The organism is Streptomyces sp. ICC1, from assembly GCF_003287935.1.
In the GTDB taxonomy this organism is placed as follows: Bacteria; Actinomycetota; Actinomycetes; order Streptomycetales; family Streptomycetaceae; genus Streptomyces; species Streptomyces tritrimontium.
Window position 1 is genome coordinate 5,413,913 of record NZ_CP030287.1, and the last position, 21,732, is coordinate 5,435,644.

Consider the following 21,732-nt stretch of genomic DNA (forward strand, 5'->3'; position numbering starts at 1 on the left):
GGGTACGAGTACGGGTACGCGTACGCGTGCAGGCACGGGTACGGGTACGGAGGGGAACGGGGCTACGCGTCGGGAGGATGGGCGCCGTCAGGCGCCGAGGACACCGACGAGGATCGGCCCCGTCAGTGGGAGCAGGAAGTTCGACAGGGCGTAGGTGATCGTGTAGCCGAGCATCGGCACCGAGCTCTGGGCCACCTGCGTGATCGAGGTGATGGCCGGCGTGGAGCACTGCTGCCCGGCGATGGCGCCGATCAGCAGCGGCTTCTCGATCTTCAGGAGCTTGCGTCCGACGAACAGCGAGATCGTGGCCGGTACGAGGACCATGGCGATCCCCGCGAACGGCAGCAGGGCCCCGTACTCCTTGAGCAGCGGCCAGGCCTGCGGTCCCGAGGTCAGCCCGGTGCAGGCGATGAAGACCGCGAGCCCCATGTCCTTGATGGTGGTGGCGGCTTGCGGCGGGAAGGCGCCGAAGGTCTGCCGGCGGGAGCGGAACCAGCCGAAGAGCAGGCCCGAGATCAGGCAGCCGCCGCCGGTGCCGAGCGAGAGCGGTACCCCGCCGAGGCGGACCACGATCTGGCCGATGAGCGAGCCGAGCGCGATGCCGAGACCGAGGTAGATGAAGTCGGTGGCGTCGTTCTTGGCCACCGTGCCGATCTTCTCGACGATCCGGTTCAGGCCCGAGCGGGCGCCCACGAGGGTGACGACATCACCGCGCTCGACGACGGTCTCCGGGTTGGCGGGCAGGTGCTGCTCGCCGCGGAGCACGTCGGTCACGTACACGCCGCTGCGGCCGAACTCCGCGTGGGTGGCCCGGATCTGCTCCAGCGACTTGCCGGCGACCGCCCGGTCGGTGACCGCGACCTGCCGGGTGGCGAGCGGGGTGTCCACGCCGGGGATTCCGGGGGTCTCCGGACCGATGGCCCGGCCGGCGGCGATGGCCTCGGAGCGCCGGCCGACGACGAGGACGAGGTCGGAGAGGGTGAGGACGAGGTCGGGGGCGGGGGTCAGGTCCTTGGATCCGCGCCGGACGGCCTCCACGGTGACCCCGCCGCCGAAGGCCGCTTCGAGGTTCCCGACGGTGCGGCCGTCGGCGAGGGTGACCAGGTGGGTGCGCCCGACCAGGCCGGGCAGCGCCTCGCGCTCGTCGCTCTCCAGACCGCCGCCGGCGCCGCCGCCGCGCATCTTCTCCCACAGTGCGCGCGAGGCGTCCTGCAGGTTGATCCGGAGCATCATCGGCATGATCTGGCTGGTGTAGATGACGATGGTGACGAGGCCGAAGAGGTAGCAGACCGTGTACGCGGTGGCCACGTGGCCCTGGTAGGTGGCGATCTGCTCCGCCGTCAGGTCGGGCAGCTTGCCGATCGCCTCGGTGGCGGTGCCGACGACGGCGGACTCGGTGGCCGCGCCGGCGAGGATGCCGGAGGCGGTGCCGACGTCGAGGTCGAAGGCCTTGGCGAGCAGGTAGGCCAGGCAGAGCACGCTGACGAGCTCGATGAAGCAGAGCGCGAAGAAGCGCATGCTCTTGCGGTTGAGGTTGGCGAAGAACTGCGGTCCGGCCATGTAGCCGAGGGCGAAGATGAAGAGTGCGAAGAAGATCGTCTTCACATCGGCGTCGATCTCGATCTTGGCCCAGGCGCCGAGCAGCAGCGAGACGATCAGCGTGCCGCAGATGCCGCCGAGGGTGATCGGGCCGACGCGTATCTTGCCGACGAGGTAGCCGACCGCGAGGCAGAGGAACAGGGCGAGTTCGGGGTGGTCACGCAGCACACCCATGGGCGGTCAGCCGCCCTTGCCGGGCGAGGGAATTGGTTCGGCGTTTGTCCGCATCACCCCACCCTTGTCCGGCGGGCGGCGACCCGCCCACCGGACAGGGCCGTACGGGTTACTCCGTACCGTCGCCCGGCTCGTCGTACAGCCCGTCGATCAGGGCCCCGTACTTCTCCCGGACCACGCGCCGGCGCAGCTTCAGCGAGGGGGTCAGCTCCCCCGACTCCGGGCCCCACTCCTCGGTCAGCAGCCGGTAGCGCTTGATCTGCTCGGTGCGGTTGAGCCGCGCGTTGGCGGCCTCGACGGCGCGGGCGACCTCCTCCCGCACGGCCGGGTGCGCGGCGAGGTCGGCGAGGCCGGCGGGCCCGGCCGCCTCGATGCCGCGGGCCGCCGCCCACGCCGGGGCCAGCTCCGGGTCCAGGACGAGGAGGGCGACGAGGTAGGAGCGGCCGTCGCCGTGCACCAGCGCCTGCCCGATCAGCGGGTGCTCCTTGACGGTGTTCTCCACCAGGGCCGGTGAGACGTTCTTGCCGTTCGAGGTGATGATCAGCTCCTTCTTGCGGTCGGTCAGCCAGAGGAACCCGTCCTCGTCGAGCCGGCCGACGTCCCCGGTCGGGAACCAGCCCTCCCCGTCGGAGGCGCTCTCCACCGTCCCGTCCGGGAGCATGTAGCCGCCGAAGACCGTCTCCCCGCGCGTGAAGATCTCGCCGTCGTCGGCGAGCCTCAGCTCCAGCCCTTCGATCGGGCGGCCCACCGAGCCCAGCCGGAAGCCGTCCGGGCTGTTGACCGTGCACACGCCCCCGGTCTCCGTGAGCCCCCAGGCGTCCATGATGGTGATCCCCCAGCCCGCCCAGAAGCGGACCACGTCGATCGGCATCGGCGCGGTGGCGCTCGCCGTCCAGACGAGCCGGTCCAGTCCGGCCAGGATGAGCAGCGGGTCCAGCACCCGCTCCTTCGCGGAGGCGTACGAGGCTTCGAGCGCCGCCGGGACCTCCTGCCCGCGCTCGCGGTGGCCGGCGCGGGCCCGCGCCAGGTCGTTCGCGGCTTCGATGGCGAGCCGCTGCTCCTCGGGGAGGCGCCCGAGCACCGCCCGTACGGAGGCGGCCAGCTTCTCCCACACCCGGGGGACGCCGAAGAACTGCACCGGGTGCAGCTCGCGCACGGCCACCGAGACGGCGGCCGGGTCGGCGCACAGGCGGACGTGGGCGGCCCGCAGCAGCGGCAGGTAGATGCCGAGGATCCGTTCGGCGATGTGCGCGAAGGGGAGGTAGCAGATGTGCTCGACGTGCTCGGGCAGCTCGATGTGCCGGTCGAGCCGGACGGCCTGGAGCATGATGTTGCGGTGGGTGAGGCGGACGGCCTTGGGGTCGCCGGTGGTGCCCGAGGTGTAGACGACGGTCAGCGGGTCCTCGGGGCGCGTCTCCCGCCAGGCCTTCTCGAAGGCGTCGGGCCGGTGGAGGCGGGCCCCGCTCGCGTGCAGGGAGCCGTAGGTCCGGTGCGGGCCCGCTTCCGAGGCCTCGGCCACGACCAGCCGCTCCAGCGGGACCCCGGGGTCGGCCAGCAGCGGCTCCCACCGGGCCAGTTCCCGGGCGCCCTCGACCACGGCGAGCCTGGCCCGGCTGTGGCGGGCTATGTGGGCCACCTGCTCGGGCGCGGAGGTCCCGTACACGGTGACGGGGACGGCGCCGAGGTGGACGAGCGCGAGGTCGGTGAGCCAGTGCTCGGGGCGGTTCCCCATCATCAGCAGCACGTGCTCGCCGCGCTCGACGCCGAGGGCGGCGTAGCCGGAGGCGAGGACGGACACCTTGCGGCGCACGTCCGACCAGCTGAGGGTGGACCAGCCGTCACCCTCGCGCCACGACAGGGCGGGCAGATCACCGTGCTCGGCGGCGTTGCGCGCCAGCAGCTCGGGCAGGACGAGCTCTTCGGGAGGTGAGGGCAGTTGTGACCGTTCGCGATAGTTGGCGGATGCGTGGAGGCATTGGCGCTGGTCGCTCGCCAGCTGTTCAACGTAGTTGGCGGAGCCTGTTCCCGATAGTTGGCAATTCCGGGGCTTAGCTGCTCACGGAGCGTCGCTGCTGGTGCCGTCTCTCCCACGAGGCGAGGTTTCTGTGGGCTGCCTGCCGTAGGAGGTCAGCCACCGCCTTCCAGGTGCGATCGGGTGGGCAGGAGAGGCGTTGGATGATCTTGGAGTCCTGTTGCGTGAACGTCCGACCCTCGGGCGAGTGAGGCGGCAGGAAGCATGGGGCGAGTTTCCATTCACTGCCCGTGAGGAGTGACCAGACGAACGCGGAGGAGCACTCGCGGAACTGGTCGTCTGACCGAACGATCCTCGTGGTGGGGACGGTGCGGCAGATCTTGTTCCAGGTAGCGGTGGAGAGGTTCCAGGGCTGGAAGGACTCGCGGCGCTGCCTGTAGTCGACCTGCTGAGGCAGAGCGGCGATGTGTTCGGCGAGCTGTTCAAGGGCGCCGGCCAGGTCGTAGGGCTTCTTCTGGAAGATCAAACGGAGGGGATGTAGCGGGGCGGGGAACGGGCCGAGCCAGTTGGTGGGGATGCCGAGGAACCGGGCGGCTTCGTCCATGCGCATGCCGGTGACAGCTTGGACGAGTTGAACCGCGACTGCTCTTCGCAGCCCATTGGTCTGCGGTGATCGTGGCAGGAACTTCGGACGGGAGGCCTGGCTGAGGAGGGTGAACCACTCGTCAGGGAGGTGCTGAGGGATGTTCTCGGCCTGGTAGCCACGTGCGCGGACGGGGATGACGCAAGCGGTCCGATCGGCTTGATCGGACGAGCCGGGAGGATGTTGCGCGGGGAAGCGCCGTCTGAAGGCGTTGTCGATCTCGTGCCGGATCAAGGGGGAAGCGTCGCGTTGCAGGGTGACCCATGTTGCGCCCCAGCGGCGATCGGGGGTCTCCGGTGCGTGCTCAAGCAGGGAGGTCAGGGTCTCTCGCAGTTGGTGGACGGGTTGCCGGAGGTGGGTGTGAGCGATGGTGAGCAACGCGGCCGTGGCCGCTGAGGATCTCGGTTCGGTGCTCCAGAGGCTGGGGTGGCGGCTCCCTCGGTGGGGTGGTTTGCCGCCAACGGATTCGGCTGCCTGCTGCTGGGCGGCGTGCTGCTCGTCAAGGGCTGCCGTCAGCACGTGGGGAAGGTGGGTCGCGTCTGCAGTGTGTGGCCAGGTCGCGTTGACGATCGAGGCCATGACCTGCAGGTCCGCGAACCTATGGAAGGCGGTCTGGGGAGTCGCGGACGGGCTGAGCCAGTCGAGGATCGTGCGCTGCAAGCCGTCCAGTTCAGGGCTGAGGCGGATCTGGTTGAGGCCGCTGCCGTCGTCGAGCCGGTGACCACAGAATGCTCTCCCGGCGCTTGTGCTGATGCTGCTGTTGCGGCATTGAAGTGGGTGGAGGCCTGCTGTCGATGGAGACGGAACGAGTTTGAGACGGCCCTCGGGGTGCCGGCTCTGGGCAGCATGCTGGCAGGCAGGGCATGTGTCTTGGAGCAGGACCTGGTGTTCCAGGCATGCGAAGACGACGGGCAAGTGCCAGAGCAATCGCCAGGCACCTCCGTGTCGTTCCTGGATCACTGATCCGTCGCCCTTGAGGCAGGCCGGGCAGTAGCGAGTGGAACCGACGAGGAGCCAGGAAGGGAAGACGTTCCGGGCGCGGGGCGGGTCGTTCGGTTGTCGTGTGAGGGCTTCGGCGACGGGGGGATAGCGGCCGAGATAGGGCAGGAGTGTGAGCCGTTCGACGGTCGCGGTAGGCATGCGGGTCGCGTGCGCGAACGCGGACGCCCCAGGGGGCTCCATCATGAGCAGGTGGCGGACGGGCGACATTCCGCCTGTGACGCGGTAGGGGGTCAGGCCCGTGCGCCACGTGACGTTGCTGGGCGCGACGTGCAGTCGATGGGACAGCCGCAGGATGAACCCGGCCATGCTCTCTCCCGGCAGTGGGATCAGGCTGCGGGGCATGGGTTCGGCGGGCGGTCGCTGCATCAACTCGCTGCTTCGGCAGGAGCTTCGGGGTCGACTCGTGGCCCGCGGTCGTCGAAGACGGTATTGCGTGCCCTGCGTGTCTTCCTGGTGACCTTCTTGCCGTCGTCCGGCTCGGCAGGGACAGCTGTTGGTGCCGGCCCGGCCTCCTCAGCGGGGATATCCCGGCCGATGATGATCTCGTCGAGCAGGTTCTCGGTGATGTTCTCTTTGCCGGTGGCCATGGCTTCCTGAGCGCCCTCCTCAAGAAGCCGGCCGAGTAGACCGATGACCCCTCCGGTGCGGTTCATCAGGTATTCGGGCATCGAGCCGTTTGTGAGCATGCCCTTCTTCGCCTTCAAGAGCCGCAGGTGGGCCTCGGCTCCTCGCAGGTGCTTCACGAACGCCTGGATCTGGGAGGGCGTCGAGTAGGAGAAGTGGTCGAGTTCCACGAGTTCGAAGCGCCGCTCGATCTGGGTGACTTCGAGGCCGTGGACGCGTGTGGTCTCCAGCGGTGGCAGCACCCATTGGCGGTCGCGGCGGCTGAAGTGGGCTTCCCGCAGCAGGCCGGTGCCAGGGATGTTGACTCCGGTGAGGATGAGCGTGACGTTGAAGCTCATCAGGGCCCGGATGAGGTCGAGAACGTCCTGATCGTCGGCGCGGTGCATCCGCAGTCGGTTGATGTCGTCGATGATCAGAACCTTGACCCCGTGGTCTCGCAGGCAGTCGGCGACCAGTTGGATCAGTTGAGGGAGCGTGAATTTCCAGCGTTCGGGCCCGAAGAAGTTCAGGATCGACTCGCAGAGACTCTTCGGGGTGGCGGTGACAGGCGTTTGGACATAAACGACCGGTGCGTGCAGGTCCGACGTGCCCGGGACGGATTCCGGGTTGAGGTGGTGGTGGAAATCCAGCCACTGATCCTCGAATGCCGCGGCAACCGAGCAGACCGTGGCGGTCTTGCCGTGATTGCCCCAGCCGCTGACCATCACGCCCGGCATCGTGGGGCTGTTGCGTCGCAGCGTGTTGCCCTGCAGGCGCCGGTCGATCAGCCGCGTCACGCCTTCGAGCATCGGCGTTTCCTGGACCGGCAGGTTCACGTTGGTCAGACGCCGGTAGATGTCGTAGTCCGAGCGTCTTTCGGTCGGCAGCATCTGGTACTGCCTGATGGTGAGCCGAGGCGGCGGGATGAACTGGTCGCGGGTGGTGCGGTAATGCTGCCAGCCGGTGAAGGAGTGCCGGTGCGACTCGGGGCCAAGGATCATGGCGGCGATCTGGCGGCGGGAGGGCAGGCCGTCCAGCCGCCCTGCCGGGAGGTCGTCGAGCCTCACACATTCTCCTCGGTGTCGGCCGTGTCCTCATCCACGTCTTCGTCGCCCGCCAGAACGGACGGCATCAGGAACAGGTGGCGGCTTTTGAGAGATTCGTTCAGGAGCCGGGGCACGGACGTGTCGGCGGTCACGGCAGCCTCGCGGCGGCGGCGCCGGTCGGCGGTCACGGCCTGACCGACCGTGCGGGCCTGTTCCTGCCAGTCCTGCGGCTCGGCAGGCCGGCCCGCGATCCGGTCGGCGGCGGCCGTCTCGGCGCGGGAGATCTCGCGCGAGCGGGCGATTCGGGCTCGCTTCTGCGATTTCTTCTTCGCCGCTTTCCCCTTCTCCTGCTTTTCGTCTCGCTGGGTCGGCCACTGATCGACGGGTGCCGCCTCGCCGAGGATCTCCAGCAGCAGCGACAGAAGGTCGGCGTCCGAGCGAGGAGCGAGTCGGCGCTGACGTGCGGTGGCCAGCACTTCGGCTGCGGTCTTGTCGGAGAAGGCCGGGACTTCGCCTTCCGGGGGAAGCCCGGTCCATCGCAGCACATGCCAGGATTCGTGATCGTCCGGGTCCTGGAGGAAGACCCGGCGCCGGTCCCGGCGGTCGCTGCTGACGACCCACTTGTCGGCGTGTCTGCCGCCCCGGCCCGAGGGCCGCAGGAATCGGGACTCCTGCAGAAGGTCTGCGTAATACCAGAGCCCGAGGATCTTCACTCCGCGGCGGGGGTGAACTTGGACGTGGTGCTTGGGCAAGACCTTGTAGTAGAGCTCAGGGCCGGGAATCTGCATCGACCAGCCGCCCTGGTGCATGGCCGCGGCGAACAGTGAGTTGGGGCTGTGGTCCTCTTCCGGCCCCCAGGACGGCGCGTATTCACCGAGCCGGTGGTTCTGCCAGACCTTCACGATCCAGGTCGCGATGACGTGTTCCATCTGCGAGCGGGTCATCACCGCGTCAGCCTCCGGGTCGGCGCCGCGGTCAGCGACGTCCGTGCCGGTGAAGCCCAGCAGATGCTCGAACAGCATGGTCTTGAACGCGGAGAAGGCGCGCTCGACGGCGAACTTGTCGCTGGCCCGGAAGGCTCGGGCCGGAAGGATGTTGCAGCCCAGGCTCCGTTCCGCCTCCACCAGGTCGTGGTTCTTGTAGACGCTTCCGTGGTCGGTGGTCACCGTCTCGGGTGCGAAGAAGGGAAGGGCGGCGACGTCGTGTCCGGCGAACTCCGCGATCACCTCGGATGGCACCCCTGGATAGGGCCATTCCATGTCCTGGCCCCAGCCCTCGCGCATCGGCAGGGGCAGCATCACGTCTCTGAGCAGCATCGCGACATCGACCGACGTATCGGACTCCAGCGTCAGTCTGAAAGCCGGGGCAGAGTGTGTGTAGAGATCGAGCCCCAGCGTCAGGGTCGCCGACACCGCCTCGCCGAACACGCTCTCCCGCAACTTGACCGGCAGCGGCGTGGAGTCCAGAGCGATCACCTGCCCCGGGCGGTGGACGATCAGTCGCCGTCCGACGTCCGCGTCCTCGGCGTCCTCAGCCGAACGGGCGTAACGGGCCCGAGCCCCGCCGCTTCCGAACCATTCCCGCCAGACTCGCATCAAGGTGATCCGCGACGGGATGTCCTTGACAGGAAAGGACGGGAAGGTCTCCCGGATGTACTGGTGCATAAGGCGATGCCGGGCGGCCATGGTGATCGAGGACCGGTTTCTGCACTCCCGCTTCACCGCGAAGATCGCTTTGCGGACTTCCTCAGTGACACTGGGATGGCCCCCGCTGCGGCGGGTCCAGCGGCCGTCTGCGCAGGCCAGCAGCAGGCTGTCCCCGGATCTCGCGGACAGCCGTTCCAGCGTTCGCTCGCTCATGAACCGAAGCCCCAGCATCTCGGCCTCCTGGCGCGGCAGGGCCTTCAGCTCGGACGCCTTCGCTCGCCGGCGCTCGCTCAGCAACGTCCGCTCGGGATCGTAGGCAGGCCGTGGTTCACCGGGCCGGGCCCGGTCGGCCCGGCCGTCCCGGAAGCCGGTCTCCGCCTCCAGCACGTGCTCAGCCCTGATCCGGGCCCGCTTGCGCTGTCCTTCGGTCAGGTCGTCCAGCGACCTCGCCTGCCGGCCGACGGGGACGAACGTCGTCGGCCGGTTCGCCGCGGCCTTCGCATCCGGGTGGTGGATCAGCCAGCGGATCGACCTCGTCTCCTCCCGGCCCTCACCATCCGTCAGGACGAACCGGCTGAACTGAGGCTCCGCTGCTGTCACCGTCCACTCGACGCCGTTCAACTGCAGCACGCTGCCGATTTCCATGTCCAGCAGACCGTGTCCCGCAGCCATCACGACCCCCCGGCCGATGCGCGGCCCCGCCAGATCAGCGAGCCATCCCCCAGCGGACTGCCCAGATCAACACCGAGCCTCCGCCACCACAGCAGATGAGTAGCGTGAGCACGAGCGACGGCCGGAAGGCATGTTCCCTCCACCAGGTCGCCGAACCTGTCCACCCCGCGTGCAACAGCGTCCTCAAGCTCCCGCTGGAGGCCCAGCTGATCGACCAGCGGCCGACGCTGCGACGACAGGTGGTCGAGCACGCTGTGGACGTGAGGCCGCCAGCCAACTGCGACCGAATATCGCCAGCCGCAGGCCGATGCTGACTGTGCCGTTGCCGCGAACTTCATCGCGTCGTCATCCTCGATCAAGCCCTCGGGGCGGACGTCGAACAGCCACAGCCCTCCGTCGGGCATTACCGCAAGAAAGTCCGGGACGTGCCACCTCTTGCCTTCGCTGCTGTCAAAGTCGAGGCGGAACGGCTGCGGCAGGACTTCAGCGACCCCGAAGTAGTCCAGCTCCAGCAGAAGCTGTTGCTCTTCCAGCGACTCGAACCCGTGAAGCCGACCCGTCGACACCATGAACTGCAGACCTGGCCGGTGCCCCTGGCCAGCTCGCCACGTAAACCCCCGGATCACCCTGGACGACAGCACCGGCACCGAGGCCATGTCACGAACAGGCCAGGTCACCTTGCCCTCCCCGACCCGCCACGTCACTGTCCACCGACGCGGCCACCCGTCGTCCGTAACCAGCCTTGACTCGAACTCGGCGAGACCGACGTACGGAGTGAGTAGATCACTGAGTACGCACGAATCGGAACGGATCAAGACAGGCGATGGACGGAGCACCCATCCAGAGCAGCACGGAGTCCCCTGCAGTCGGCACGGATCACCGCAGTTGTCCGTAACTGTCCTTTCTCCGAACTACTGAGGGTGTCTCGTGATCAGGTGACGGAACGATCAGTCCCGAGGGGAAGGGTAGGTATGGGGCCGGGCAACGGCTGCGAACGGCACGGGTGTTAGTTTCCTTCCCGTGTTGGAACACCAGGGCGAGACCAGGACGGCCTACGACGGGGTTGTCGAGCTGTATGCGTCGATGTTCGCTAATCGGTTGGAGACGCAGCCGTTCGCGCGGAACATGATCGGCACCTTCGCCGAGCTCGTGCGTGGGACGGGGAACCTGCGGACAGCCGACGTCGGGTGCGGGCCCGGACATCTGACGGCCATGCTGCACGACTTGGGGCTGGACGCCTTCGGGCTCGACCTCTCCCCGGCCATGGTCGACCACGCCCGGCGGGCCCATCCGGCGCTGCGGTTCGACGAAGCGCGAATGGAGGCCCTGCCGGTCGAGGACGGCGCGCTCGGCGGAGTGCTGGCTCACTACTCGATGATCCATACCCCGCCTGGGGAACTGCCCGCACTGCTCGCCGAGCAGGTGCGTGTCCTGGCACCAGGGGGCCTGCTCCTGGTGTCGTTCTTCGGGACCGAAGGACCGGAGCCGGTCCGCTTCGATCACAAAGTGACGCCCGCCTATAGCTGGCCGGCCGAGCGGTTTGCCGAGTTGCTGGCCGGGGCCGGGCTCGTCACGGTTGCTCGGTTGCTCCACGACCCGGCCTCCGAGCGGGGCTTCCTCGACGCCCATTTGTTGGCCCGCCGCCCCTAGAGCGTGCCCCGTGGCCTGGGACGGAGTGGTGTAGATCCGCGTGGATGAAGTTCGTCTGAAGCGCCACGTGCGGGACTGGTTCACTGCTCGCCGATAGCCTCCAGGATCGCGCGGAGACGCGACAAGCATTCGCTGACGAAAAGGGGATAGGTGCCCCAGTAGTACGACACCCCGCTGACTCCGACAGCGATGGCCCACGCCCGGGCACGCAGCCATGTCACGTCGTCGAGGCTTGTGGCGTCCCAGTACGCCTGTCGGGCCCCGGGTGGAAAATCCCACAGAGGCGAGTGCTCGGCGTCGGGAAAGCCGACTGAGAGGCCTCCGAAGTCGATGACGGCGTGCAGCTTCCCCTGCTGGACCAGAAGGTTGGTGGGTTTGAGGTCTCCGTGGAGCCACACATGGCGGGCAGAAGGCTCGGGCAGGGTGAGCGCGCTCTGCCACAGGTGTTGCAGATGCGCGATGTCGAGGTCGAGGCCCTGGATCGTTCGGCAGTTGTCGAAGCACCCGCTGATCCACCGGTCACAAGCGTGCAGGCCACCTCCGCGGTACCAGCTGAGCCCGCCCTGGCGAGTGGCTCCCATGAGGGGGATGGAATGCAGGCTCTGCACGATCGTCGCCAGGTCACCTCCGAAGGCGGCCCAGTCTCTGACCGATCCCGGACCGGCTTCCTCGCCATCGATCCAGCGGTACACCGACCAGGCGAGCGGGAATGCGGAACTCGGCGTGCCGTTGTGCACCGGCTCCGGGATGCGACAGGGAAGATCTGGCGCCAGCCGTGGCAGCCAGGTCTGCTCTTTCCGTACGGCCTTCGCGTTGTCCGGGGTGCGCGGTAGCCGCAGGAGCAGTTGGTCGCCGAGCCGGTACATCGTGTTGTCCGTGCCCGCACCGGCCGGCGAGATGGGGAGGTCGGCCCACTCCGGTCGCTGTTCCCGCAGCAGTGACCGGACGACCGTCTCATTCACACGGATCTCGTTCTCATGAAGTGTCACGGTGAGAGCCTTCTGCCCGGGCTTCGCCGCCGCCAGTCATTTTCCCGAGGCGACCGCTGTACGTACCTCGATCCCTTGAGGATCTGCCAGGCCAGGTGAGACCGAGTGAGACTCTGCCAGCTTCAGCTCGACCGGACAGTAACTCTGCGTGATCGCTCTCTGACGTCGGCTCGCCAACTATCGCGAACATCCGCCAACTATCGCGAACGGTCACAGCAGTCGCAGTTTCGTGGGCATGGGCAGCTCCTTGCCGTTTCACATCGTTGGTGCGACAGCAATACTGTTGAACACGAGACGCGCTGATCAGAGAGCGAGCGGAGAGCCCATGACCACCCAGGCACCGGACCCGGCGCTCACCGTCGACGAGTTGGCCGCCAGGGCGGGCGTGACCGTCCGCACCGTACGGTTCTACAGCACCCGCGGGCTTTTGCCCCCTCCCGTGATCGGACCCCGTCGAGTGGGCCACTACGGCCCCGAGCACCTGTCGCGCCTCGCGCTGATCGAGGAGCTGCAGCACCAGGGCATGACCCTGTCGGCCATCGAGCGCTACTTGGACGCCCTGCCCGACGACCTGAGCGCGCACGATCTGGCCATCCACCGGGCGCTGGTGGCGACCTGGGCCCCGGACGCGGCGCTCAAGGCCTCGCGCGCGGAGCTGGAGAAGCGGGCCGGGCGGGCCCTGACGGAGAACGACATCCGGCGGCTGACGGCGATGAACGTGCTGTCGCCCGATCCGGAGGGCTTCCGGGTGGACGTGGGACTGCTGCGGCTCGGGGTCGCGCTGCTCGACGTGCCGATCGCGCACGAGACGATCCTGGTCGCGCGCAAGGTGCTGCTGGAGCACGCGCGGACGGCCGCCCACGAGCTGACCGCGCTGTTCCGGGACGAGGTGTGGGGGCCGTTCACGGAGGGCGAGAGCGATCCCGAGCGGGTCGAGTCGATGAAGGCGCTGTCCGCGCACATGCAGCCGATGGTGGTGCAGGCCCTGGTGACCGCTTTCCAGCGCTCGCTCAAGGAGGAATTGCGTGCCGCCTTCGTCCCGGAGGGGTAGTTTCGGGCCATGGCGATGATCTACAACACCACGATGGAGCCGGGCAAGCTGGAGCTCGTCTCCGCCTGGCTGCCGACGCGGCCGTGGTACGTGTCCACGGGCCCGGAGCCCGCGCTGGCGCGGTCGGGCGGATTCCGGCTCGACGACCCGGAGGGCGAGGTCGGCATCGAGTTCATGGTGCTCACCGACACCTCGGGCGGGCGCGAGACCTCGTACCTCGTGCCGCTCACCTACCGCGGCGGCCCGCTCGCGGGTGCCGGGGCGGGTCTGGTGGGCACGTCGGAACACGGGGTGCTCGGCAAGCGGTGGATCTACGACGGCGCCCACGACCCGGTGCTCGTCGGCCAGTTGCTGGCGCTGCTCCAGGGACGCGCCGTGGCGCAGGACCAGTGCGACAGCGATGTGCCCGACCCGTCCGTCACGGCACTGTTCGACGGGCCGGAGATCCCCGCGCCGCTCCCGGGGGAACGGCCCGAGGTCCGCGACACCGCGCGGGGCACGGACGTCGTCGTGGCGGGCGCGCGGGTGCTCGGCCTGACGCGCCTGCTGCGGCCCGGGGCCGAGGCGCGGGGAAACACGGACGGGCACGGGAACGGGCACGGGCACGCGGATCCGGACGCGGCCTTCGGCCGGCTGACCGCCGGCTGGACCGCCCCGGACGGCGCCGCGCACCGGGGCCTGTTCGCGACGCTGCGCTCCTGCGCGACCGACACCGCCTGACCCGTCCCGCACGCGTTCCCGGGGCTCGCGGGCCCCGGGAACGCGCGACGCGCGGTGCGGGTCAGTCGGTGCGGGTCAGTCGGCGTACGTCTCGCCGCGCCCGGCCTTCTCCACCAGCGAGGCCGGCGGGGTGAACCGCTCGCCGTAGCGCTCGGCCAGCTCTCGGGCGCGGGCCGTGAAGCCCGCCAGGCCGCCCTCGTACCCGTTGATGTACTGGATGACCCCGCCGGTCCAGGCCGGGAAGCCGATGCCCATGATCGAGCCGATGTTGGCGTCGGCGTACGAGGTCAGGACGCCCTCGTCGAAGCAGCGGACGGTGTCCAGCGCCTCGGAGAAGAGCATCCGCTCCTTCATGTCCTCGAACGGGATCTCGACGGATCCGTCCCCTGGCGCCTTGGTGAAGTGCTCGCGCAGGCCCGGCCAGATCCCGGCGCGCTTGCCGCTCTCGTCGTACGCGTAGAAGCCGCCGCCGCCGCTGCGCCCGGGGCGCCCGAACTCGTCGACCATCCGGTCGATGACCCCGTCGGCCGGGTGCTCGGGCCAGGCCCGCCCCTCGGCCTCGAAGGCCTTGCGGGTCTCGTTGCGGATCTTGCGGGGCAGGGTGAGCGTCAGCTCGTCCATCAGGGAGAGCACCTTGGCCGGGTAACCGGCCTGCGCGGCCGCCTGCTCGATCGAGGCGGGCTCGATGCCCTCGCCGACCATCGCGACGCCCTCGTTGATGAACTGGCCGATGACGCGCGAGGTGAAGAAGCCGCGCGAGTCGTTGACCACGATCGGGGTCTTGTTGATCTGCCGTACGAGGTCGAAGGCGCGGGCGATGGCCTCGTCGCCGGTGCGCTCGCCCTTGATGATCTCGACCAGCGGCATCTTGTCGACCGGCGAGAAGAAGTGCAGGCCGATGAAGTCGACGGGGCGCGAAACCCCCTCCGCGAGGCCCGTGATGGGCAGCGTGGAGGTGTTGGAGCAGAGCAGCGCGTCGGGGGTGAGGAACTCCTGGATCTCCTGGAACACCTTGTGCTTGAGGGCGGTGTCCTCGAAGACGGCCTCGATGACGGCGTCGCAGCCCGCGAGGTCGGCCGCCTCGGCGGTCGGGGTGATCCGGGCGAGCAGCTCGGCGCGCTTGGCCTCGGTCGTGCGGCCCCGGGACAGGGCCTTGTCGAGCAGCTTCTCGGTGTACGCCTTGCCCTTCGCGGCGGCCTCGGGGGTGACGTCCTTGAGCACCACCTCGATGCCCGCGCGGGCGCAGGAGTAGGCGATGCCGGCGCCCATCATTCCGGCACCGAGGACGGCGACCTTGGTGACCGTGCGCGGTGCGACGCCCTGCGGGCGGCTGCGGCCGGCGTTGACGGCCTGGAGGTCGAAGAAGAACGCCTGGATCATGTTCTTGGCGGTCTGCCCGGTGACCAGCTCGGTGAAGTAGCGGGCCTCGATGGTCAGCGCGGTCTCGAAGTCCACCTGGGCGCCTTCGACGGCGCAGGCCAGGATGTTGCGCGGGGCCGGGTACGGGGCCCCGTTCAGCTGCTTCTTCAAGTTGGCGGGGAAGGCCGGGAGGTTGGCGGCGAACCGCGGGTTGGACGGCGTACCGCCCGGGATCTTGTAGCCGGGGACGTCCCACGGCTGCTTCGACTCCGGGTTCGCGTCGATGAAGGCGCGCGCCTTGGCGAGCATCTCCTCCGGCGTGGCGGCCAGTTCGTGGACGAGGCCGTTCTCCAGGGCGCGCCGCGGGTTGTACTGGGTCCCCTGGAGCAGGACCTTGAGCAGCGCGTCGGCGATGCCCATCAGGCGGACGGTGCGGGTGACGCCGCCGCCGGCGGGGAGCAGGCCGAGGGTGACCTCGGGCAGGCCGATCTTGGAGCCGGGCGCGTCGAGGGCCACGCGGTGGTGGGAGGCCAGGCAGATCTCGTAACCGCCGCCGAGGGCCGTGCCGTTGATCGCGGCGACGACGGGCTTGCCGAGGGTCTCGATGCGGCGCAGCGAGCGCTTGATCTCGGTGCCGGTGTCGAAGGCCAGCTGCGCGTGCTCGGGGCGCAGCCGGATCATGTCCTTCAGGTCGCCGCCCGCGAAGAAGGTCTTCTTGGCGGAGGTGAAGATGATGCCGCGGATGGAGTCCTTCTCGGCCTCGGCGCGCTCGGCGACCGCGGCGATGGAGTCCTTGAAGGCCTGGTTCATCGTGTTGGCGGACTGGTTGGGGTCGTCGAGGACGAGGGTGACGACGCCGGTCTCGTCCTGTTCCCAGCGGATGGTGGTGGACTCGCTCATGTCGCTACTTCCGTGTCAGGGGTGGGATCAGGGATCAGGACGGATCAGACGCGTTCGACGATGGTCGCGACGCCCATGCCGCCGCCGACGCAAAGGGTGACCAGCCCGTAGCGCTTGTCCTGGCGCTCCAGTTCGTCGACGACCGTGCCGAGGATCATCGCTCCGGTGGCGCCGAGCGGGTGGCCGAGCGCGATGGCGCCGCCGTTGACGTTGACCTTGTCCAGGGAGACGCCCATGTCCTTGACGAAGCGGAGCACGACGCCGGCGAAGGCCTCGTTGATCTCGATCAGGTCGATGTCGTCGATGGTCAGCCCGGCCTTGGCGAGGGCCTTGCGGGTGGCCGGGGCGGGGCCGGTGAGCATGATGGTGGGCTCGGAGCCGGAGACGGCGGCCGAGACGATCCGGGCGCGCGGCGCGAGGCCGCCCCGCTCCCCCGCCTCGCGGGAGCCGATCGCGACGAGCGAGGCGCCGTCGACGATGCCGGAGGAGTTGCCCGCGTGGTGGACGTGGTCGATCTTCTCGACCCAGTGGTACTTCTGCAGCGCGACGGCGTCGAAGCCGCCGAGGTCGCCGATGTCCGCGAAGGAGGGCTTCAGCCTGGCCAGGGTGTCGGCGGTGGTGCCGGGGCGGACGAACTCGTCGTGGTCCAGGACGACCAGGCCGTTGCGGTCGGTGACCGGGACGACCGACTTGGCGAAGCGGCCGTCCTTGATGGCGGCGGCGGCACGCTCCTGGGACAGGGCGGCGTACTCGTCCACGTCGCGCCGGGAGAATCCCTCGATGGTGGCGATCAGGTCGGCGCCGATGCCCTGCGGGACGAAGTCGGTGTTCCAGCCGGTCATCGGGTCGTTGAACCAGGCTCCGCCGTCCGAGGCCATCGGGACGCGGGACATGGACTCGACGCCGCCCGCGAGGACCAGGTCCTCCCAGCCGGAACGGACCTTCGCGGCGGCCAGGTTGACGGCCTCCAGGCCGGAGGCGCAGAAGCGGTTCTCCTGGAGTCCGGCCACCGTGTCCGGCAGCCCGGCGGCGATCGCCGCGATCCGCGCGATGTCGGAGCCCTGGTCGCCGACCGGGCTGACGACGCCGAGCACGATGTCGTCGATGGTGGCGGGGTCCAGGCCGGGGTTGCGCTCGCGCAGGGCGTGGATGAGGCCGACGACCAGGTCGATCGGCTTGGTTCCGTGCAGGGAGCCATTGGCCTTGCCGCGGCCGCGCGGAGTGCGGATCGCGTCGTATACGTAAGCTTCGGTGCTCACTGGTCAAGCCTTTCGGGGGTGCGGAGGCGAGGTCGGGAGGGAGGTCGCCTCCTCGCGCATCGCCTCCTCCGCGGGGCGGGGGGCATCCAGGGCCCGGCCGTCGGTGAAGGCGGAGACGGCGTAGAGGACGACGGGGGCCTCGGGGAGCACGGAGGCGGTCCAGGCCGCGCGCCGGTCGTCCGGGAAGCCGTAGCCGGGCGGGGCGGTCAGCCGGCCGCGCAGGGCGGTCCGGGCCGGGCCGTCGGCGGGGCCGTCGGCGGGAGTGAAGACCATGCCGACGGTGACGAGCGAACTGCGAGTGGCGTCGGTGTAGGTGGCGCGGAGCACGCGGGTGCAGCCGGCTTCGGCGAGCAGGGCCTGCCAGTCGGCGGCGAGCGAGGCGGCGCATTCGGCGTCGGGGGCCAGGGCGATACGGGTCCACGTGCGGTCGGCGCCGCCGGGCCCGGCGCCGGCTCCGTCGAGGACGGGCGGAAAGAGCGCGTCGACCGGGGCGGAGCGCCAGAGCGCGGCCGCCTTGCGGTAGGAGGCGTCGGCGGCCACGGGCCGGTGGGCGTCGCGGTGCCCGGCGTACGCCGTGTAGCCGGCGGCGCCGGTGGCTCCGAGACCGAGGAGGGCGCTGAGCGCGGCCGCGAAGACCCGTCCGGGGCGCCGCCGCGGTGGGGCCGGGGGCAGGTCGGGCGCGGTCAGGACCTCGCTGTGCGGTGTGGACGTGCTCATCCGGCGGCTCCGCCCCCCGTTCCGTCCGGCTGCCTGCTCCTACTTTACGCGTCCGCGGGCGGGCCCCGGCGTTCTCGCCCGGGCCCGCCCACGGACGGCCACCGGGCGGGCCGACTGCCCGTCAGGGCCGGGACGGAGCGGTCGGACCCGGTGCGCGGGCAGCGGTTCACGCCGAGGGCGGGTCGGCTTCTCCCCGCCGGGGGCCGTCCCCGGCGGGGAACCTCTTCTCGGGGCGCTGACCTGCCCGGGAGGGCCCGGGCTCGACGAAACCCCTACCCACGGGTACACCCATCTGGCAGGCTGCCGCCCATGAACTCCCCCGCCGCCGACCGGGCCCGATACGACCGGGCCACCGCGCATCTCGACGCCCCGCTCGCCATCGTGGACCTCGACGCGTTCGACGCCAACGCCGACGACCTCGTGCGCCGGGCCGGCGGGAAGCCGATCCGGGTGGCGAGCAAGTCCGTACGGTGCCGAGTGCTGCTCGAACGGGTCCTCGCCCGCCCCGGGTTCGCCGGGATCATGTCGTACACCCTCGGCGAGTCGACCTGGCTGGCCCGCTCCGGCTTCGAGGACGTGCTGCTCGCCTACCCGTCCGCCGACCGGGCCGGCTTCGCGGAGCTCGCCGGCGACCCGAAGCTCGCCGGTGCGGTGACCGTCATGGTCGACGACGTCGCGCAGCTGGAGCTCATCGACCGGGCCCGCGACGGCGGCGACCAGGAGATCCGGGTCTGCCTGGAACTGGACACCGCCCTGCACCTCTTCGGCGGCAGGGTCCGTGTCGGCGCCCGCCGCTCCCCGCTGCGCGAGCCCGCCCAGCTGGCCGCGCTGGCCCGCGCGGTGAGCGCCCGGCCGGGCTTCCGCGTCGTCGGACTGATGGGCTACGAGGGCCACCTCGCCGGGGTCGGCGACGCGCTGGCCGGGCGTCCGGTGCGCTCGCGCGCCATCCGCCTGATGCAGGGCGCCGCCCGCAAGGAGCTGGCCGCCCGCCGGGCCGAGGCCGTACGGGCCGTCCGCGCCGTGGTCCCGGACCTGGAGTTCGTCAACGGGGGCGGCACGGGCAGCGTCCAGCAGACCGCGGCCGAGGACGCGGTCACGGAGATCGCCGCCGGTTCGGGGCTCTACGTCCCGCGCCTGTTCGACAACTACACCTCGTTCAGCGGCCGGCCGGCCGCGCTCTTCGCCCAGCCGGTGGTCCGCCGGCCCGGCGTCGGGGTCGTCACGGTCCTCGGCGGCGGCTACCCGGCCTCCGGGGCGCCCGGCCCGGACCGGCTGCCGGTCCCGTACCTGCCCCAGGGGTTGCGCTACGACGCCCAGGAGGGGGCCGGCGAGGTGCAGACGCCGCTGCTCGGCAGCCCGGCCGACGATCTGCTGATCGGCGACCGGGTCTGGTTCCGGCACGCGAAGGCCGGCGAGCTGTGCGAGCGCTTCGACGAGCTGCACCTCGTCGAGGGAGACCGGGTGACGGCCACCGCCCCGACCTACCGGGGCGAGGGCCGCACCTTCCTCTGAGGCCTACTGGAAAACGGAGTCCGCCTGGTCGGGGATGACGCTGGCGTCACCCCGCAGGACGGGCCCCGGCGTGCCGTCGCGGCCGGTGAAGCCGGTGGTCGCGCACGGGTACGGCGCGGGCTTCTGCTTCTTCGGCTCGATGAACATCGGGTTCACGATCCACTTGCCGTCGCTGTTGTCGTAGGCGCGGCACATCAGCTCGTTCTTGTTGCGGTTGACCACGAGCCGCAGCGCGGTCGCGTCCCGCAGGAACGAGATGTCGGTGTCGGAGTCGCCCGCGGCGAACACCTGGCGGCGGGCGGCCGGCTGGATCTTCTCGGCCGCGGCGCCGCGGACCCCGAAGACCTCCTTGTTGATCCAGCAGCGCTTGCCGTCGATGTACGTGATCATCGTGTCGGCGCCGTCCTTGACGGATCCGCAGCCCTGCAGGTGGGAGGTGAACTTCCCGCCGCGGGTGGTGGTGTTGCGGATGCCGATGACGTGGCGGGCGTCGATGCCGACGCCCTCGGCCCACACCTCGACGACCGGCTGCGGCGAGGCCGAGCTGATCCAGACGTCGAAACCGGCTTTCTGCAGGCCGCCGATGAGGTCCTTCTGCTGGTCGTAGTAGCGCACCCAGCCGGTGGCGGTGGAGGTGCCGACCTGCTGCTTGGCACCCACGGGCGCGGCCAGGTTCTCGGCCCGCGCGGCGGCCGCGAAGCCGCGGACCTCGCGTGCGGTCCAGCCCTGCATGAGCTGCGGGAGCCAGGCGTAGGCGGGCTCGGTCGTACGGCGGTCCCAGCCGGCGAAGGCGGGGGCGGCCGAGCGGGTCGCGGCGGTGCCGTAGACGGCGTTCAGCTCGTCGGCGCAGCCGGCGCCCTCGGGGGTGCCGGTGGGCAGCGGGGCGCCCGGCCGGGCGAGCGCGCCGCAGGCGCCGGCCAGGGCCTCGGCGGCGGCCGGGGTGAGGTGGCGGCTGGTGGTGGTCCAGTCGCCGCCGGCCGGCTGGCGGATCTTGCCGTTGCGCAGCAGCCAGAACATCTGGGCGTCGCCGACGTCGTTCTTGACGACGGTGTTGTCCCAGTCGAAGACGGCGACGGGCTTGGCCCGGTTCGGCCGGTACGGGTTGCACCTGCCGTACTCGTCGATCAGCTGCTGGAGCCGGGCCCGGTTGTCCCCGTACCAGCCGGCGGCGAGCCGGGGGGTGGTGCAGTGCGGGCCGGGTCGGGCCGCCTGGGCGGCGGGCGCGGCGGCCACGAGGGTGCCGGCGGCTATCGCGACGGCGGCGCCGACGGCCTGGAGCCGTCGCAGGGAGCTGGGCTGGGTCACTGAGGTGGACCCTCCTCATTCTCTACAAGATCGTCACGGCGCTGGAGCACGGCAGCCGGGCGTCGTGGGACGCCCGGCTGCCGTGGAGGTGCGGGAGGTGCGGGAGGCGCGGGGGTGGGGCCTAGAGGGGGGTGACGTACGCCCCGGAGATGCCGCCGTCAACGAGGAAGTCGGTGGCGTTGACGAAGGAGGAGTCGTCGCTCGCGAGGAAGGCGACGGCGGCGGCGATCTCGGTGGGCTCGGCGAACCGGCCCAGCGGGATGTGCACGAGCCGGCGGGCGGCGCGCTCCGGGTCCTTGGCGAACAGCTCCTGCAGGAGCGGGGTGTTGACGGGCCCCGGGCACAGCGCGTTGACGCGGATGCCCTCGCGGGCGAACTGCACGCCGAGTTCGCGGGACATCGCCAGTACGCCGCCCTTGGAGGCGGTGTAGGAGATCTGCGAGGTGGCGGCGCCCATGATGGCCACGAAGGAGGCGGTGTTGATGATGGAGCCGCGTCCCTGGCGCTGCATGTAGGGCAGGGCGGCCTTGCAGCACAGGTAGACGGAGGTGAGGTTGACGTCCTGGACGCGCTTCCAGGCCTCCAGCCCGGTGGTGAGGATCGAGTCGTCGTCCGGGGGCGAGATGCCGGCGTTGTTGAAGGCGATGTCGACGGAGCCGTAGGTGTCGAAGGCGGTCTTGAAGAGCGCCTCCACCTCCTCCGGGCTGGTGACGTCGACCTTCACGAAGGTGCCGCCCACCTCTTCGGCGGCGGCCTTGCCGGCGGTCTCGTCGATGTCGCCGCAGACGATGTTGGCGCCCTCGGAGGCCAGGCGGCGGGCGGTGGCCAGGCCGATGCCGCTGCCGGCTCCGGTGATGACGGCGGTACGGCCGACCAGGCGGCGGCAGACGATCTCGGTGGACTCAGTGGACAT

At 70.2% G+C, this 21,732-nt stretch carries 16 protein-coding genes; 4 read left to right on the plus strand and 12 right to left on the minus strand.

Features of this window, described 5'->3' with window-relative positions:
- Nucleotides 1-87: 87 nt before the first annotated feature.
- From aspT to DRB96_RS25550, 6 genes are all read right to left on the minus strand, one after another.
- Entirely contained in the window at nucleotides 88-1,773 is a 1,686-nt protein-coding gene (aspT, locus tag DRB96_RS25525) for an aspartate-alanine antiporter (protein ID WP_112450565.1), read from the minus strand.
- Between the two features lie 109 nt (nucleotides 1,774-1,882).
- The gene (locus DRB96_RS25530; protein ID WP_162689002.1) at nucleotides 1,883-3,709 is read right to left on the minus strand and encodes an AMP-dependent synthetase/ligase; all 1,827 of its coding nucleotides are present in this window, start codon (nucleotides 3,707-3,709) and stop codon (nucleotides 1,883-1,885) included.
- Nucleotides 3,710-3,821: 112 nt separating this feature from the next.
- Nucleotides 3,822-5,756, minus strand: coding sequence for a TniQ family protein (locus DRB96_RS25535; protein WP_112450567.1), 1,935 nt, complete (start codon nucleotides 5,754-5,756; stop codon nucleotides 3,822-3,824).
- Nucleotides 5,756-7,060: a TniB family NTP-binding protein gene (locus tag DRB96_RS25540; protein ID WP_239516325.1), complete on the minus strand. Its 1,305-nt coding sequence runs from the start codon at nucleotides 7,058-7,060 to the stop codon at nucleotides 5,756-5,758. Before DRB96_RS25540 ends, DRB96_RS25535 begins: the two co-directional genes overlap by 1 nt.
- Nucleotides 7,057-9,330 carry a transposase gene (locus DRB96_RS25545; protein ID WP_239517760.1) on the minus strand — a complete coding sequence of 758 codons (2,274 nt, stop codon included), beginning with the start codon at nucleotides 9,328-9,330 and terminating at the stop codon, nucleotides 7,057-7,059. Before DRB96_RS25545 ends, DRB96_RS25540 begins: the two co-directional genes overlap by 4 nt.
- Before the next feature lie 26 nt (nucleotides 9,331-9,356).
- The gene (locus tag DRB96_RS25550) at nucleotides 9,357-10,034 is read right to left on the minus strand and encodes a TnsA-like heteromeric transposase endonuclease subunit (protein ID WP_239517761.1); all 678 of its coding nucleotides are present in this window, start codon (nucleotides 10,032-10,034) and stop codon (nucleotides 9,357-9,359) included.
- Between the two features lie 343 nt (nucleotides 10,035-10,377).
- On the opposite strand from DRB96_RS25550, the gene DRB96_RS25555 reads away from it, so the two are divergent.
- Nucleotides 10,378-11,007, plus strand: a complete 630-nt coding sequence (locus DRB96_RS25555) for a class I SAM-dependent methyltransferase (RefSeq protein ID WP_030587128.1) — start codon at nucleotides 10,378-10,380, stop codon at nucleotides 11,005-11,007.
- 80 nt (nucleotides 11,008-11,087) lie between these two features.
- On the opposite strand, the gene DRB96_RS25560 is transcribed toward DRB96_RS25555, so the two are convergent.
- On the minus strand, nucleotides 11,088-11,996 hold the full coding sequence (locus DRB96_RS25560) for an aminoglycoside phosphotransferase family protein (protein ID WP_030587125.1): 909 nt from the start codon (nucleotides 11,994-11,996) through the stop codon (nucleotides 11,088-11,090).
- A gap of 325 nt (nucleotides 11,997-12,321) precedes the next feature.
- On the opposite strand from DRB96_RS25560, the gene DRB96_RS25565 reads away from it, so the two are divergent.
- The gene (locus tag DRB96_RS25565) at nucleotides 12,322-13,047 is read left to right on the plus strand and encodes a MerR family transcriptional regulator (RefSeq protein ID WP_112450569.1); all 726 of its coding nucleotides are present in this window, start codon (nucleotides 12,322-12,324) and stop codon (nucleotides 13,045-13,047) included.
- Between the two features lie 9 nt (nucleotides 13,048-13,056).
- Nucleotides 13,057-13,767, plus strand: coding sequence for a 1,4-alpha-glucan branching protein (locus DRB96_RS25570; protein WP_112450570.1), 711 nt, complete (start codon nucleotides 13,057-13,059; stop codon nucleotides 13,765-13,767).
- 75 nt (nucleotides 13,768-13,842) lie between these two features.
- On the opposite strand, the gene DRB96_RS25575 is transcribed toward DRB96_RS25570, so the two are convergent.
- Genes DRB96_RS25575 through DRB96_RS25585 form a run of 3 tightly spaced genes read right to left on the minus strand, consistent with a single transcriptional unit; the run spans nucleotide 13,843 to nucleotide 18,002 of the window.
- Nucleotides 13,843-16,026 carry a 3-hydroxyacyl-CoA dehydrogenase NAD-binding domain-containing protein gene (locus tag DRB96_RS25575; protein WP_112450571.1) on the minus strand — a complete coding sequence of 728 codons (2,184 nt, stop codon included), beginning with the start codon at nucleotides 16,024-16,026 and terminating at the stop codon, nucleotides 13,843-13,845.
- Nucleotides 16,027-16,070: 44 nt separating this feature from the next.
- The gene (locus DRB96_RS25580) at nucleotides 16,071-17,285 is read right to left on the minus strand and encodes an acetyl-CoA C-acetyltransferase (protein WP_112450572.1); all 1,215 of its coding nucleotides are present in this window, start codon (nucleotides 17,283-17,285) and stop codon (nucleotides 16,071-16,073) included.
- Between the two features lie 3 nt (nucleotides 17,286-17,288).
- Nucleotides 17,289-18,002: a hypothetical protein gene (locus DRB96_RS25585; RefSeq protein WP_112450573.1), complete on the minus strand. Its 714-nt coding sequence runs from the start codon at nucleotides 18,000-18,002 to the stop codon at nucleotides 17,289-17,291.
- Between the two features lie 309 nt (nucleotides 18,003-18,311).
- On the opposite strand from DRB96_RS25585, the gene DRB96_RS25590 reads away from it, so the two are divergent.
- Nucleotides 18,312-19,514, plus strand: a complete 1,203-nt coding sequence (locus DRB96_RS25590; RefSeq protein WP_112450574.1) for an amino acid deaminase/aldolase — start codon at nucleotides 18,312-18,314, stop codon at nucleotides 19,512-19,514.
- Between the two features lie 3 nt (nucleotides 19,515-19,517).
- On the opposite strand, the gene DRB96_RS25595 is transcribed toward DRB96_RS25590, so the two are convergent.
- Entirely contained in the window at nucleotides 19,518-20,819 is a 1,302-nt protein-coding gene (locus tag DRB96_RS25595; protein ID WP_112450575.1) for a haloacid dehalogenase-like hydrolase, read from the minus strand.
- 121 nt (nucleotides 20,820-20,940) lie between these two features.
- A complete protein-coding gene (locus DRB96_RS25600; RefSeq protein WP_112450576.1) occupies nucleotides 20,941-21,732 on the minus strand; it encodes a 3-oxoacyl-ACP reductase in 792 nt (263 codons plus the stop codon).